The sequence below is a fragment of the Ralstonia edaphi genome, from assembly GCF_958350185.1.
In the GTDB taxonomy this organism is placed as follows: domain Bacteria; phylum Pseudomonadota; class Gammaproteobacteria; order Burkholderiales; family Burkholderiaceae; genus Ralstonia; species Ralstonia edaphi.
On sequence record NZ_CATWHI010000001.1, the window covers coordinates 561,358 to 575,440 of the forward strand.

Here is a 14,083-nt window from a genome sequence, read left to right on the forward strand (position 1 = left end):
TGAAGTGATCCTTACGGCCTGACCGGTGATGCAGGCGTTTTCGCGCCGCCGGGCACCACCGCACCGGCGCGGAACAGTGCATACGGCACACCGCGCTCGGGGTGCGCCGTTGTCTCGTCGATGAAGCGTTCCACATCGGGCACCTCGCGCAGCGCGGTCATGAACGGCGCCAACGTGTAGCCCGGCGCCACGCAGCCCTGCACGAGCATCCAGCGCTGCCATATCGTCACCCACAGCGTGGTGTTCTGCTTCCATCCCGGCACGTGGATGGACATCCATTGCAGGCGCCGCTTCGCCGTCTCGGCAATCTCGTCGTCGTAAGAAAACGCGTTCGGCAAGCGGCACCGGCCTTCGACCCAGCAATGGTTGCCGTGCTCGATGCGATGGTGCGAATCACGCTTCCATTCGGCTTCGCTGATGCGCGGGCCGGCAGGCTCAGGGCAGTTGGCAACACCGGAAGAAATCTGGAAGAACGGGTCGTGACCGCGATTCTGCAGGTCATCTTCGGCGTGGGCGGCGGGCGCTGCCAGCAGCAGCGCCAGGACAAGACAGCGTGGGGCAATCCTCACGGTGGCCTCCTCGCCCGCTCGGGGCGTCGGCTTGAGCAATGCTGCGAAGGATAGGCGCAAAGTGCCGCGCCAGCCAGACGCCCGGACGCCCCCGCTACCTCGATTTCACGTGCGCCGCCAGCATCGAGGCAAACACATCGTGCAGCTCCGTCTTGCCGAAACGCTGCTCGGATACGCCCTTCTCCACGTCGATCTGCCCAGCGTTGACCGCGTCGTAGAGTTCGGTCAGCAGCTGCACATGGTTCGCGCTCAGACCGGCACGCTGCAGCATCGGCGCCCGCGCGGTGCGCGGCACGGCGTCGGCGACAATCTCGCGGCCGACCACGGCGCTGAATGCGCGTGCGACATCGATCAGGCTCACGCGGCGCGGGCCTTCCACGCTGACAATGCGCGGCGGCTTGCCCGATGGCGCTTCGAGCAACAACTCAGCGGCCAAGGCGCCCACGTCCTGCGTGGCGACGGTCGCAAACGCGCGGTCAAGGGGATGGTGCAGGCTCGGCAGCCGCCCCGTCGCCAACATGACGGGCAGCATCGCCGCCCAGTTCTGCGCATGCTCAGCCGAACGCAGCAGCGTCAGATGGGTCGCCAGCGGTTTGAGCCGCGCTTCTAGGAGATGAAACAACTGCGTCAGGCCGGTGCCCCGCTCCAGCTCGGCGCCGTAGTCCGACAGGGCCAGGACAGCCGATGGCGTGTTCGCGCGCAGCGCACCGGCCGCCACGTCGATCATGCGCTCCATGGTCGACGCTGGGTCCGCATCGCGCACCGGCACCGGGCACAGGATCTGCACAGCCGTGGCGCCCTTGATGGCCGATGCGACGGAGGCGGCGTCGGTCAGGTCAGCAACGGCGATGTCGCAACCGAGTTTGGCCAACGCCTCGCCTTGCCGGGCATGGCGCACCACTGCGCGCACGGGCCGGCCCGCGTTGCGCAGCGCCGTAGCCGTCGCGGTGCCGACCTTGCCCGACGCCCCAAAGATGACAAACATGTTTGTGTTCCTCTCAAGTAGGAGGCACGAGCGTAGAGCGTCGGCGCCAGTCCAACTTGCAGGAACAGAGGAATCTGACAGATTCAGAGGATCGGCTACCTGCGCCGCATGCCCGCGAGAGCAGCCGCAGCCTTGCCCGCGCGGATGACCTCACGCGGGGCCACACCGAGCAGCCGTTGCATCCATTGCGTCATATGGCTCTGGTGTGCGAACCCCACGTCCAGCGCGATTTGTGACGCGCTGCACCGGCCCTCCAGCAGCATCGATTTCGCGCGCTCCACGCGGCGCTGCACGACATAGCGATGCACCGGCACGCCCAGCGTTGCACGAAACAGCACGTTGAAATGCGGCACGCTCAAGCCAGCCTGTGCCGCCAGTTCAGCCAGCGTCAGGCGCTGGTGCAGATGGGCTTCGATGTAATCGATCACGCGTGCAGCCACGCGGGGTGCCAGCGTGCGAGCGTTGTTGGACACATCCCGACTGCTGTTCAGCAGACGGACGACCAGCGCCGTGCACAGGCTTTCCGCATACAACGCATCGGATGCGTCTTCCGCTTCAAGCTCCGCCCCCAGCGCCGCGGCAAGATGCTGCACGCGCGTGTCGCGCCATTGCAGACGCGGCGTGATGTCGGCCCGCACGCCAATCTGCTCGCCGATGCCGCGCACAAACGTGTCGGTGATGGCGATCCGCAGAAACCGGCAGTCGGCATCGTCCGTCCACATGCCAGGCAGGCCGGCGGGAATCACGTCCGCGTCGCCATGTGCCTGGATACGCGAAGTGCGGCGGCCATCGCATGCGCAGTTCGCCCGCACGGGTGGGCCGACATGCACGCTGATCCGGTGATGCGCCATGGCGGGCACCCGGTACGTCCCGGGACGGATGCTGAGCAGCGTGGCGGCAAAGCCGTCCCAGCCGAGCCCGTCGCTGGAGCGCAGGGTGATGGGGGCGGGTTCAAGCAATGCGACGGGCGTGATGGCGTTCATGGCGGGCGTGGGCAGTCTTCGCTTCGACATTCTGCGCCAACGCCGTCGCATCGGCTGGCGACGGCTCGCCAGCCGCGGCATACCTCAGGCCGGTTGGGCCATCAAGCGCGCGCGGGATACTGCGCGAGCACCTTGTCGCGGATTGACGGCTTGATGTTCGCCAGCGACATGTTGCCGTTGTAATGCGCCACCACGCGCGGGTTCATCACGCGGAACCACAGCGGCGGCACATAGGCGATCAGGATCATCGCGGCATAGCCGGCTGGCAGTTGCGGCGAATGCTCGAAGTGCCGCAGCGCCTGGAATGACCGCGTCGGGTTGGCGTGGTGATCGGCATGCCGCTGCAGTTGATACAGGAACAGGTTCGTCACCACGTGGTTGCTGTTCCACGAATGCTGCGGCGTGCATCGCTCGTAGCGGCCGCTGGGCAATTGCTGGCGGCACAGGCCGTAGTGCTCCAGGTAGTTCACCACCTCCAGCAGCGATGCGCCGTAGATGGCCTGGATGATCAGGAACGGCACCGCCTTGGGCCCGACAAACGCGATGCACACGCCCCACAGCACCACCGTCATCGCCCAGGCGTTGAGCACATCGTTACGCCAGGACCAGACCGAGTGCCCCTGCTGCTCCAGCCGACGCTTCTCCAACGCCCACGCCGATTTGACGCTGCCCACCACCGTACGCGGCAGAAATTCCCAGAACGATTCGCCATAGCGCGCGCTTGCCGGGTCGGCCGGTGTAGCCACGCGGACGTGGTGGCCGCGGTTGTGCTCCACGAAGAAATGTCCATACGCCACGGGCGCGAGCGTGATCTTTGCGAGCCAGCGCTCGAAGCCATCGGTCTTGTGACCCAGCTCGTGCGCGGTATTGATCGAGATGCCCGTCACCACGCCCACCGAAAACGCGAACGCAATGTAGTCGTACCAGGCAAGGTCGTACGTGCGCAGCACCCACATCGCCACCGCAAAGCTCACGTAGAGCACGGTGGTCGCCAGGTAGACGATGCGGCGGTAGTAACGCTGTTTTTCCAGCGTGGGGACGACGTCTTCGGGCGGGTTGTCGCGGTCGTCGCCGATCAGGAAATCGAGCAGCGGGATGATCGTGAACACGATGAACGGCCCCGCCCACCAGAGCGGATGCCAGCCCGTCGCCAGTGCCGAAACGGCGGCGATGATGGGCAGCGTGATGGTCAGCGCGCCGAGCATCCAGAGATAGCGCTTGCCGTCGGTCCATTCCACGGACGCGACCATGCCGGGTGTTGCCATGTGTCTTCCTCCTGTTTTGCCCCGCTGGGTGGCTTGGCTTGTGTACGCACATGCGTGCGCCGCCGGGGTCGTGCCCGACATCTGCGTTATAGGCGCAGCAGGAGAAGAGACCAACGCCGGAAACTAGGTGCGAAACTCCAAACAAAAGGGCCGCCGGGCAGCCCTCTGAAGGCGGGAAAAAAGCAGGTGATTGAAACGGATGATTTAAAAACGGTCGTTCGATTTTGGTGCGACGCACCTGAACGGAGGCTGGATCAGGCGGAGGCGCTCAGGAAAACGTTGATGGCGTCGAGCACAGCAGCTTCCTGCTCCCGATGCGGCACGTGCCCGCAACGCTGTACGAGCTTGAGCGTGGCCGGCGCGCCGGCCAGCGTGACGATGCGCTCGGGCTGCGCGGTGGAGCCGTATTCGTCTTCGGTGCCGTGCAGCGCCAGCACCGGGCTGCGCACGGCAAGCAGCGCGTCGTCCACGCACCACTGCGCAAATGCCGGAGACAGCCACGCGTTGACCCACGCATCCAGCACCCATTGCGCCTTGCTGCCGTGGTACCGCTCGAGCCGGCCCATCTGGCCGGGTTCCGCAAATTGCGCCTGGGCGATTCGGATGCCTTGTCGCGTTTGCTCTTCCACAAACGCCTGCGCCGACTCGGTGATCAAGCCTGCGCAGCGGCCCGGATACGCTGCCGCGATCGACACCGCCATGCCACCGCCGACGCTGTGGCCGAAGACGATGAAGCGGTCCACGCCAAGCTGGTCCGTCAGCGCGGCAAAGCCGCCGTACGCTTCCTGCTGAATGAAGCTGGGATCCAACTGCCCGGGATATGCGTCGGATTGGCCAAAGCCGAGCCGGTCATAGGCGATGACTGCATGTCCGGTCGACTGCGCCAGACGCTGCGGAAAATCACGCCACAGCGCCACGCAGCCGAGCGAATCGTGCAGCAGCACGATGGGCGGTTTGGCGGCATCGTCCACCGGGCCGCCCCATTGCCGGACATAAAGCCGGCCATCGGGCGTGGTGATCCAGGCTTCGATGCCGTCAACGGACGGCGCGGAAAGCGATTCGGCCATCCGCGGCTCAGAACAGGCGGTCGAGCCAGCCGTGCGGATCCGGCGCGCGGCCGTTCTGCAAGTCCACCAGCGCCGCCTTCAGCTTGCTCGTCAGCTCACCCGCCTTGCCATCGCCGATGGTGAAGTTGTGCTTGTGGCCCTTGACCTTGCCGATGGGCGTGACGACCGCTGCGGTGCCGCAGGCAAAGGCTTCGCGCAGGCGGCCGCTTTGCGCGTCGGCCTGCCATTGGTCGATGGAGTACGGCTCTTCACGCACGGTCAGGCCCATGCCACGCGCCAGCGTGATCAGCGAGTCGCGCGTGATGCCCGGCAGGATCGTGCCGGTCAGCGGCGGCGTCTGCAGCGAACCATCGTCGAAGACAAAGAACACGTTCATGCCGCCCAGCTCTTCAATCCACTTGCGTTCCACCGCGTCGAGGAAGACGACCTGATCGCAGCCTTCGCGGGTGGCTTCGGCCTGGGCGACCAGGCTGGCAGCGTAGTTGCCGCCGCACTTGGCCTCGCCCGTACCGCCGGGTGCGGCGCGCGTGTAGTTGTCGGACACCCAGATGGTGACGCCCGCCGATGCATCGCCCTTGAAGTACGCGCCCACCGGGCAGGCAATCACGCAGAACAGGTATTCAGCCGACGGCTTCACGCCCAGGACGACTTCCGTGGCGATCATGAACGGGCGCAGGTACAGCGCCGAACCCTGACCCGACGGAATCCAGTCGCGGTCCAGCTTGACCAGCTCGCGCACGGCCTGCAGGAAGAGGTCTTCCGGCAGCGCAGGCATCGCCAGGCGCTTGGCCGAGTTCTGGAACCGGCGCGCATTGGCTTCCGGGCGGAACAGCGCGCCGCCGCCGTCGGGCAGGCGGTAGGCCTTCATGCCCTCGAAAATTTCCTGCGCGTAGTGCAGCACCAGCGTGGACGGATCGCACTGGATCGGGCCATGCGCGCCGATTTTGGCGTCGTGCCAGCCCTTGCCCTCGGTGTAACGGATGGTGGCCATGTGATCCGTGAATACGCGGCCGAAAGCCGGGTTTTCCAGCAGGCGCGCGCGCTCTTCCGCCGAAACAGGGTTCGGGCGCTTCTCGATCGAAATGGCCGATTCGACAACGTTGTTCATACCGTCTCCATGAGGTGCAGGGGGCGCAAAAAGACGCCCAAACCGCTATTTTGCGCCAACGGCGATGCAATTTGTTTGCGTATTGAAGCGCATATGGTATTGCCGGCGCCGGAAAAACGAGGCGCCCGACAAACGCGCGGGGCCTCCATCGCCATCGCTCAATGGCCGAGATGCCGCTTGGCCGAGTCAGAACCGGCGCCTCCTGGGTAGGCATCCAGACACGCCCGCAGCGCTCGCGCAAGGCGCCCGGCGTCCTTCGCGTCGACCACGTTGGCAAAGCCCATGACCAAGCCGCGCGGCGTGTGCCGCAAACGCGCATTCGCATACCACCACGACAGCGCGCCAACGGCGAGCCCCGCGTCGCGAGCGCGCATGGCCACAGCAACGTCGTCGACGGGACCATCGGGACCGACGGTGAAGCGCACTGGAAATTGGATGCCGCCGTGGGGCATGTCGACGATCATCCGGTCGCCAAACGCCTGCTTCAACGCGTCGGCAATCAGCGTGCGCCGCTCTCCGTACAGCGTCCGCATGCGCTTGATGTGCCTGGCGAAATGCCCCTGCTCGATGAAGTCGGCCAGGGCGGCCTGCAGCAACGCGGGGGATCCGGCATTCATGCTGCCGGCCACGCGCTGGACGCGTTCAACGGCGCGCTCGGGCACCACGGCGTAGGCCAGCCGCAAGCCGGGAAACATCACCTTGCTGAACGTGCCGCAGTAGATCACGCGGTCACTCTTGTCGAGGCTCTTGAGTGCCGGCAAGGGGCGACCGACGTAGCGGAATTCGCTGTCGTAATCGTCTTCGATGATCCAGCGCGATGCCTTCTCGGCCCAATCCAGCAACGCCATGCGGCGCGCAAGCGACAGCGTGTAGCCGAGCGGCGCCTGATGCGACGGCGTGACCAGCGCAAAGCGCGCCTGCGGGTCAAGCTCCATGCCGCGCGCGACATCGATGCCGTCTTCATCCACGGGCACCGGAACGAGGTGCACGCCCGTTTCGGACAGAAAGCCGCGCGCAAGGAGGTAGCCGGGGTCTTCAAACCACATGCGGTCGTTCGGGCTCGCCAGACTGCGCAAGACAAGCTCGAGCGTTGCACGGTAGCCGCTGGTCACGAACACCTGTTCCGGCAAGCACGTGACGCCGCGCGACAGGCCGAGATACGTGGCGATGTGTTCGCGCAGCGCCGGATAGCCCATGGGATTCGGGTAGGCAAGCATCGCGCGGTCGCCGCTACGCGCACGGCGTGACACCAGCCGGTTCCAGAGCTTGCGCGGAAACATGTCGAGCGCGGGCAGCCCCGGTTGCAGCGGCCTGGGCTCGCCGCTCATGTCGATGGCAATGGGAAGTTCGCGCCGCATCGGCTGGCTGCCCTGCGGGGCGCTCTCCGCCCTCGGCGCGCCTGATCGGTCTTGCCCGCCTTTCGCACGTTGCGCGCGCGTGGCGGCTTCCGGCAGCGACGGCGAGACGAACGTCCCCGCCGCCCCGCGCATGAGCAGATACCCTTCGCCCACGAGGATCGTGTAAGCCAGTTCCACCGTGCCCCGCGCGGTATTCAACTGCATGGCAAGGCCGCGCAACGCGGGCACGCGATCGCCAGGGCGCAAGTGCCCCGCCGCGATGGCGGTACGAAACCGTTCGCAGATCTGCAGATAGATCGGCACCGGTTTCTGTCGGTCAATCTCGATGCTCAGGGCGGGCGTTTTTACGGTCATGGCAATCTTTCCGGCAACTGAACTTGGCCTAGTCAAATCGATATTTCTTGGCCCTTACTCATGGGGCATGATTCTTCCACACTGTCTCCATCCAAGCGCTATGCGCATTCATCCACGTCCTCAGGAGACTCTGTCATGAAGATTGTCGTTATCGGTGGTTCGGGCCTGATCGGCTCGCGTCTTGTCAAGCGGCTTGCCGAAGCCGGCCATACGGCGGTTGCCGCCTCCCCGCGCACCGGGGTCAACACCATCACGGGCGAAGGCCTGAGCAACGCGCTGGTCGACGCAGACGTGGTCGTGGACGTCACCAACCCGCCGTCATGGGAGCCGCAGGCGGTGCTCGATTTCTTCCGCACCTCCGCGCGCAACCTTGGCAAGGCAGAACTGGCCGCCGGCGTGCGCCACCACGTGACTCTGTCGATTGTCGGCACCGATCGCATGCCCGAAAACCCGTACTTCGTCGCCAAGGTCGCGCAGGAAGAAGCTGTGGAAGCGTCCGGCGTGCCGTACACCATCGTGCGTGCCACGCAGTTCATGGAGTTCATCGGCGGCATTGCGGATCTCAGCACCAACGACGGCACGGTACGCATCGGCGATGGGCTGTTCCAGCCGATTGCCGTGGACGACGTCGTGGCCATCCTCGCGGAGGTCGTCGTGGGCGCCCCGCTGAACAGCACCATCGACATTGCCGGCCCCGACCGCGCACCCTTCGCGGAAACCGTCGCGCGCTATCTGAAGTCGGTCGGCGATGCACGCCCCGTCGTGAAAGACCGGAACGCGCGATACGTCGGCGGGCAGGTCGAGGAACTGTCGCTCGTGCCACTGGGCGAGGCACGCATCGGCCAACTGGGTTTCCAGCAATGGCTGGCCCGGAATCACGCGGAGTAACGCCATGCCGTTCCAAGCCATGAAAACCATCGTGTCGCGTGCGGCAACGTTGATGCTGCCGCTTCTGCTGGCTGCGGCGCCGGCGATGGCGGCACCGCAAGCGAGCGTCACGCCGTTGCGCACCGATACGCTGCCCGAATACCCGGGCAAGGAAGTGGAGATGATCGTGGTGGACTACCCGCCGGGCGCGGTCGACCCCGTGCATCGCCACGACGCCCACGCGTTTGTCTACGTGCTGGAGGGCAGCATCGTCATGGGCGTCAAGGGCGGCAAGGAGGCCACGCTCAAGCCAGGCGATACGTTCCATGAAGGCCCCAACGACGTCCACACCGTGGGGCGCAACGCCAGCGCGACGCAGCCGGCCAAGTTCGTGGTGCTGCTCATCAAGAACAAGGGCGCGCCGATCTTGACGCCTGTGAAGTAACGCGAAGCGTGTGCGGGCCCCGGCAACACCGGCGCCCCGCTACGCGGCCCGCAGTAGGAACTGCAGCCGCGTCAGGAAATCCTCGAAACTGGCCCGGTCTTCAAAGAGCCGTTCCGAGACCTGCGTTTTGGCATCGCCGCTGACGATGGTCAGGATGCGGGACGATTTCACGGTCTGCATCGTCATGCCGGCGATGTCGCGCAACGGCACAACGGTTTTCTCCGACGTGGAATACCGCACCGGAATGGCGACGTCGCTGGACGAAAGCGTGATGCACCGCTCCTTCGCGAGCGCAAGCCGCATGCTGGCAAACCCCGGCGCCACAAAGCCCAGCGAGACCAAGGCGATCAACCACCAGAAAACCCCTGCGCCGTCCAGATCAGGGGCGATCAGGCCATCGAGAATCCAGCCCGCGCCCATGTCCACGGCAAGGTAGCCGGCAAACACCGCGCAGAAGAGGAAGAACCCCGTGCCCAGCAATGCGCTTTCGAAGGTGGGCCGGTAGCGGTAGTCGATCGTTCTCTGCGGGTTCACGCTGCGCCTCCTGTGCAGTGCTCGCCAAATGATACAGATCAGTATCTTTTGGCGTCAATCGCATGGCCGCTCCGCACCTGCGCTCGTGCCGTCAGGACTGCCGGAGGCCTGAGGACCGGGCATCACCCCTGCGTGATATGAAGCCCTATGGTACGGTTGTCCGAATGAACGCCATGACCCGCCATCCGCTGCCGGTACACGGCGGCACAGCGTTGCCGCCAGGGAGCGTCACGCACCATGAGTGATGCGAAACACGATCCGCGCCGCCAGATCCACGCCGAGAAAGTCGCCGTCAGCCGCGCCTTGAGGCTCAGCGTGCCGGCAGAGGCACGGCCCGCGCCGGTGAGCCGAAAAGAGTGGCTCCGGCAACGGAAGGAACAACTGCAGGCTGCCCGCGTTGCCGCCAAACAGCGACGTGATCTGCTCAAGGCAGAAATCCTCTCGGCCGCACAGGAAGTGGCCCGCGAGGAGCGCGTTGCGGCACGGCGCGAAGCCGAACGCGTCAAGGCGGAAGCCAAGTCCGCCACCGTGCATGCCAAGGAAGATGCACGTGCGGCCGCCAAATTCGAGCGCGGCAAGCCCGCCCGCCCCGCGTCGAAGCGCAAGACGCTGGGACCAGGAAAACGCAAATTGGTCTCTTACGCAGATCTCCTGCGCATGCGCGGATGACCTGCCAGCCCTTTTGCGGGGCATTTAGTCAAAACATAACCCGCACGTCGCAGCACGTCCGCTGGGCAACCGACCTCTTTTACGTCTGACGACTTGCGCCGTACCGCGCGCCCGGCTCGTCCCGCTGCCTCTTGGCAAGCGACTCGGATGCGGCGCCTGCAATCGTTAGCGCGCCTGTACTGCCTCGGCCTCCACGTTTTCGGTACGAGACGGTTTGGGCCGCGCATCCAGCCGGCGAAAGATGAACGCAGAAAGTACGGTCACCACGCCCATGGTGAAGAATGCCAGCCGATACGCCGGCGCTGCCACGCCAAGCTTGACCGAGAACAGGCTGACAAGTCCGCCTCCAATCGACACGCCCAGGCCGATGGCGAGCATCTGCACCATCGAAAACAAGCTGTTGCCGCTGCCGGCATCCTGATGCGACAAGCCTTTGAGCGTGATGCTGTTCATGGCCGCAAACTGCATCGAATTCGCCCATCCGAACACCGACAGTTGCACGATCGACAGCGCCAGCGGCCAGCCCGGCGACATGGCCGCAAACGAGGCGATCGACACACCGACAACCCACGTGTTGACCTGCAGAAACACGTCATATCCAAAGCGGTTCACGAGGGGAACGACCCAGCGCTTGGCGAGCATGCCGGCAATAGCAATCGGCAATAGCAGCAACCCCGAATGGAACGGCGAATAGCCAAGCTGCAACTGGAACAGCAGCGGCAGCAGGAAGGGCACGGCGCCCGAGCCAATGCGGCAGAACAGGTTGCCGACGAGCCCAACGCTGAAATTCGGTTCACGAAACAGCGCAAGCTGGAACAGCGGCGCCGCCCGCCGCCTCGCGTGCGGAATATAGAGCAGCGCGCTGACCACGCTCACGGCGATCAGCACCGCGCTCCACGGGCTCTGCGCGCCGTTTTCGAGCGCCAGCGAGAACGCCACCATGCACAGCGACAGCAGCCCGCAGCCAAGCCAGTCGAATGGCGCCACGGCGCGCACGGCGTCGTGCGGCAGATAGCGCCGTACCGCGAACAAGCCCACGAAACCGACGGGCACGTTGATCAAGAAGATCCAGTGCCACGAGACATCCTGCACGAGCCAGCCGCCCAGGGCCGGCCCCAAGAGTGGCCCGACCTGCCCCGCCACCGACACGAAGGCCAATGCCGCGATGTACTGCTCGCCTGGAATATTGCGCAACACGGCCAGCCGGCCGATCGGCAACAGCATCGAACCACCAATCCCCTGCAGCACGCGTGCGATCACCAGTTGCGGCAGCGTATGGGCCGTCGCGCAGAACACCGAGCCGAGAACAAAAATCAGGATCGCGGTGAAATACACGCGCCGCGTGCCGAACTTGTCCGCCAGCCATCCTGATGCCGGCGTCAGCATCGCCATGGTGAGTGTGTAGGCCACCACCACCGATTTCAGGTCGAGCGGCTTTTCGCCGAGGCTGCGCGCCATCGACGGCAACGCGGTATTGACGATCGTTGTGTCCAGCGCCTGCATGAAAAAGCCGGCGAAGACGATCCACAGCATGGCCTTCTGGGAAGTGCTCTCTGGGGTGGCGGAAGTTGAGGCGGTCTGCATGTGAATCCTGGAATGCCTGTCCGGAAAGGGCCGGACATCCACCCGCAATGCTACCGACGAGCGGTCAATCGGGAACCCCTCTAGAGACGTTGACTGTTATCGGAAACTCCGATAACAATGCCGGCATGCTCAATCCCGTCTGGATCCAAACCTTCGCCACCGTGGCCGCGGCCCATAGCTTTACCGAGGCCGGGCGCCAGCTGGACCTGTCGCAATCGTCGGTCAGCGATCACATCCGCCGTCTGGAACACAGCGTCAACCGGCGGCTGTTTGTGCGCGATACCCATTCGGTGTCGCTCACGCCGGACGGCGAGGCGCTACTCGTTCACGCGAAGCTGATCCTCGAATCCTTGGCGCGCGCCGAGCTGCAGTTCAGTGCGCCCCGCCTGCAGGGCCGTGTCCGGCTCGGTTCGTCGGAAGACCTCGCGCAGGGGCCGCTGCCCAATCTGCTGGCTGCGTTTCGGGCGACGCATCCCGATGTCGAACTCGAGATCACGATGGGGATGACCAGCAAGCTGTACGAGGGCATCGAAGACGGCTCGCTCGACCTGATTGTCGGCAAGCGCCGCGAAGGCGGGCGACGCGGTGTGCCGCTGTTCCGCGGGCAGCTGGAATGGCTGGCCCGGCCCGGCACCGTGGTCGACGTGAGTCAGCCGCTGCCACTGATCCTCGTCAACGAGCCGAGCGTGACGCGCTCGATCGTGCTGGACACGCTGGCCGCAGCGGGCTGGCTGTGGCGCATCGTCTGCACCAGCAGCAGTCATTCCGGATGTATTGCCGCGGCGCGCGGCGGGTTGGGGATTACCGTCCGTGCGCAGAACCTGGCGGGCGGCGGGCTCGTGCCGCCCGTCAATGGCGATGTCTTGCCGCCGCTGCCCGCTATCGAATTCATCACGTTGGCTGCGCGGCGCCTGAGCAAGCCCGCGGAGACGCTGTTGCAGCTCATCCGCAAGAGCGACCTGCGCGCCGGGCGGGCGGACTGAGCAACGTCCACCGTTACGAAAGCACAGCCGCGTCGACCTCTCCGGCCGTCTGCGCCACTTCAAGCCGATTGCCGCCCAGCGATTTGGCGCGGTACAGCGCCTTGTCTGCCGCCGCCAGGGCATCCGCGAGGGACGGCATGGCGGCGTCCAACTGCGCCATGCCGATGCTGACCGTCGCCAGGATTCCAGCGCTGTCGCTGCGGCGTTGAACCGCCTCGGCAAAGCACCTGGCCACGGCCTCGCCCCGGGCTCTGGCTTGGCCTGCGTCATCGCCCAACAGCAACGCCGCGAATTCCTCGCCGCCAATGCGCGCAAGCACCACGTCGGGGCCGAGCACGCCCTGCGCGATTTCGGCAAACACCTTGAGGACAGTGTCGCCGGCCTGGTGTCCGTAGCGATCGTTGATGGCCTTGAACCGGTCGAGGTCGAACACGAGCGTGGCGACTGGGAGGTTGCTGCCGATACCGTCAATCAGGCGTGCGCCCTGTTCGAAGAACCAGCGGCGATTGCCAAGGCGGGTCAGGTAGTCCGTCTGGGATTCGGTCAGAAGCTGGCCGTGAGCCTCGTCGCGAATGAGCTTCAGCAGCGTCATTGGCAGGACCATCGCGTACAGGACGCCTTCGATCATCGTCAACTTGCTGGCCGCCGACTGGATGGCCGGCCCATATGCCGCGACGAGCCACGGCAATGCAAACCCGCGGGCCAGGTAAAGCGCGGCATGCAACGTCGTCACCACCACCACGAGTTGCCGCGGGCGCAGCGGCATCATCGCGTCGCATCGCCACATTTCGCGGGTCGTCATCGCGCTGACCAACGCGATCGGAATCGCGCTGACGTAGTTCCAGAGCAGGTCTTGCCTCTGCGCGCCCCACATCGCCCAAATCAAGGCCATACCGATGAGCACGCCCGCTGCTGCGCCACGATACTGGCGCCCATTCAGCGCAGCAACGCCGGACAGCACCAGCAGATAGCCGCACAGCATGATGAGGTTGCAGAGCGCCGCGCCCATCGCGCCGGGCACAGCATGGCGGAACAGCACGGCCGTGCAGCCGAGCGCGAGCGTCGCAAACCCGGCCGCCAGCAGGCGCAACGCCTTGCTGCGCCGGGGATTGGTCCGATGCTCCCAGAACAGCATTCCGGCGCTGGCGAGCAGGATCCCGACGGCAAGGAGGTAAAGGGTAAGAAGATCGACGTGCATCCGGATATCAAAACAGGGCGCCGAGCATGGCGGCGCGCTTGCGGATTTTACGTGGGAAAGCCGCTGCCTATCGGGCTCTGCAGCCCCCTCCCTAGGGGGTGATCGCGCTACCAT

At 65.4% G+C, this 14,083-nt stretch carries 14 protein-coding genes; 4 read left to right on the forward strand and 10 right to left on the reverse strand.

Annotation, left to right across the window (positions count from 1 at the left end):
- Positions 1-11: 11 nt before the first annotated feature.
- The 7 genes from R2669_RS02470 to pdxR all read right to left on the reverse strand — a co-directional run bounded on the left by R2669_RS02470 (position 12) and on the right by pdxR (position 7,689).
- Entirely contained in the window at positions 12-569 is a 558-nt protein-coding gene (locus R2669_RS02470; RefSeq protein ID WP_316898349.1) for a BON domain-containing protein, read from the reverse strand.
- 94 nt (positions 570-663) lie between these two features.
- A complete protein-coding gene (locus R2669_RS02475; RefSeq protein ID WP_316898351.1) occupies positions 664-1,554 on the reverse strand; it encodes an NmrA family NAD(P)-binding protein in 891 nt (296 codons plus the stop codon).
- Between the two features lie 95 nt (positions 1,555-1,649).
- On the reverse strand, positions 1,650-2,537 hold the full coding sequence (locus R2669_RS02480) for a helix-turn-helix domain-containing protein (protein WP_316899043.1): 888 nt from the start codon (positions 2,535-2,537) through the stop codon (positions 1,650-1,652).
- Between the two features lie 101 nt (positions 2,538-2,638).
- The gene (locus R2669_RS02485) at positions 2,639-3,802 is read right to left on the reverse strand and encodes an alkane 1-monooxygenase (RefSeq protein ID WP_316898353.1); all 1,164 of its coding nucleotides are present in this window, start codon (positions 3,800-3,802) and stop codon (positions 2,639-2,641) included.
- A 254-nt stretch (positions 3,803-4,056) separates the two neighbouring features.
- The gene (locus R2669_RS02490; protein WP_316898355.1) at positions 4,057-4,869 is read right to left on the reverse strand and encodes an alpha/beta fold hydrolase; all 813 of its coding nucleotides are present in this window, start codon (positions 4,867-4,869) and stop codon (positions 4,057-4,059) included.
- A 7-nt stretch (positions 4,870-4,876) separates the two neighbouring features.
- The gene (locus R2669_RS02495; protein WP_316876575.1) at positions 4,877-5,977 is read right to left on the reverse strand and encodes a branched-chain amino acid aminotransferase; all 1,101 of its coding nucleotides are present in this window, start codon (positions 5,975-5,977) and stop codon (positions 4,877-4,879) included.
- Positions 5,978-6,135: 158 nt separating this feature from the next.
- Positions 6,136-7,689, reverse strand: a complete 1,554-nt coding sequence (gene pdxR, locus R2669_RS02500; RefSeq protein ID WP_316898357.1) for a MocR-like pyridoxine biosynthesis transcription factor PdxR — start codon at positions 7,687-7,689, stop codon at positions 6,136-6,138.
- 135 nt (positions 7,690-7,824) lie between these two features.
- Between pdxR and R2669_RS02505 the strand changes: the two genes are divergently transcribed.
- Together R2669_RS02505 and R2669_RS02510 are read left to right on the forward strand one after the other, a co-directional pair.
- Positions 7,825-8,577, forward strand: coding sequence for an SDR family oxidoreductase (locus tag R2669_RS02505; protein WP_147217917.1), 753 nt, complete (start codon positions 7,825-7,827; stop codon positions 8,575-8,577).
- A gap of 19 nt (positions 8,578-8,596) precedes the next feature.
- Complete coding sequence (locus tag R2669_RS02510; protein ID WP_316899044.1) at positions 8,597-9,001, forward strand: cupin domain-containing protein; 405 nt, start codon at positions 8,597-8,599, stop codon at positions 8,999-9,001.
- Positions 9,002-9,040: 39 nt separating this feature from the next.
- Here the strand turns inward: R2669_RS02510 and R2669_RS02515 are convergent, their stop codons facing one another.
- Positions 9,041-9,535, reverse strand: coding sequence for a hypothetical protein (locus R2669_RS02515; protein WP_316898360.1), 495 nt, complete (start codon positions 9,533-9,535; stop codon positions 9,041-9,043).
- A gap of 237 nt (positions 9,536-9,772) precedes the next feature.
- Between R2669_RS02515 and R2669_RS02520 the strand changes: the two genes are divergently transcribed.
- Positions 9,773-10,204, forward strand: coding sequence for a F0F1 ATP synthase subunit B family protein (locus tag R2669_RS02520; protein ID WP_316898362.1), 432 nt, complete (start codon positions 9,773-9,775; stop codon positions 10,202-10,204).
- Between the two features lie 165 nt (positions 10,205-10,369).
- Here the strand turns inward: R2669_RS02520 and mdtD are convergent, their stop codons facing one another.
- On the reverse strand, positions 10,370-11,788 hold the full coding sequence (gene mdtD / locus R2669_RS02525; protein WP_316898363.1) for a multidrug transporter subunit MdtD: 1,419 nt from the start codon (positions 11,786-11,788) through the stop codon (positions 10,370-10,372).
- 125 nt (positions 11,789-11,913) lie between these two features.
- On the opposite strand from mdtD, the gene R2669_RS02530 reads away from it, so the two are divergent.
- A complete protein-coding gene (locus tag R2669_RS02530) occupies positions 11,914-12,771 on the forward strand; it encodes a LysR family transcriptional regulator (RefSeq protein ID WP_147217912.1) in 858 nt (285 codons plus the stop codon).
- 13 nt (positions 12,772-12,784) lie between these two features.
- On the opposite strand, the gene R2669_RS02535 is transcribed toward R2669_RS02530, so the two are convergent.
- On the reverse strand, positions 12,785-14,083 hold the full coding sequence (locus tag R2669_RS02535) for a GGDEF domain-containing protein (protein WP_430708752.1): 1,299 nt from the start codon (positions 14,081-14,083) through the stop codon (positions 12,785-12,787).

Excerpts from the sequence above, each read along its gene's own strand:
- R2669_RS02495 (WP_316876575.1), bottom strand. The coding sequence starts at position 5,977 with ATGAACAACGTTGTCGAATCGGCCATTTCGATCGAGAAGCGCCCGAAC.
- R2669_RS02480 (WP_316899043.1), bottom strand. The coding sequence starts at position 2,537 with ATGAACGCCATCACGCCCGTCGCATTGCTTGAACCCGCCCCCATCACC.
- R2669_RS02535 (WP_430708752.1), bottom strand. The coding sequence starts at position 14,083 with ATGGTAGCGCGATCACCCCCTAGGGAGGGGGCTGCAGAGCCCGATAGG.
- R2669_RS02485 (WP_316898353.1), bottom strand. The coding sequence starts at position 3,802 with ATGGCAACACCCGGCATGGTCGCGTCCGTGGAATGGACCGACGGCAAG.
- R2669_RS02490 (WP_316898355.1), bottom strand. The coding sequence starts at position 4,869 with ATGGCCGAATCGCTTTCCGCGCCGTCCGTTGACGGCATCGAAGCCTGG.
- R2669_RS02530 (WP_147217912.1), top strand. The coding sequence starts at position 11,914 with ATGCTCAATCCCGTCTGGATCCAAACCTTCGCCACCGTGGCCGCGGCC.
- pdxR (WP_316898357.1), bottom strand. The coding sequence starts at position 7,689 with ATGACCGTAAAAACGCCCGCCCTGAGCATCGAGATTGACCGACAGAAA.
- R2669_RS02475 (WP_316898351.1), bottom strand. The coding sequence starts at position 1,554 with ATGTTTGTCATCTTTGGGGCGTCGGGCAAGGTCGGCACCGCGACGGCT.
- R2669_RS02510 (WP_316899044.1), top strand. The coding sequence starts at position 8,597 with ATGAAAACCATCGTGTCGCGTGCGGCAACGTTGATGCTGCCGCTTCTG.
- R2669_RS02505 (WP_147217917.1), top strand. The coding sequence starts at position 7,825 with ATGAAGATTGTCGTTATCGGTGGTTCGGGCCTGATCGGCTCGCGTCTT.
- R2669_RS02520 (WP_316898362.1), top strand. The coding sequence starts at position 9,773 with ATGAGTGATGCGAAACACGATCCGCGCCGCCAGATCCACGCCGAGAAA.
- mdtD (WP_316898363.1), bottom strand. The coding sequence starts at position 11,788 with ATGCAGACCGCCTCAACTTCCGCCACCCCAGAGAGCACTTCCCAGAAG.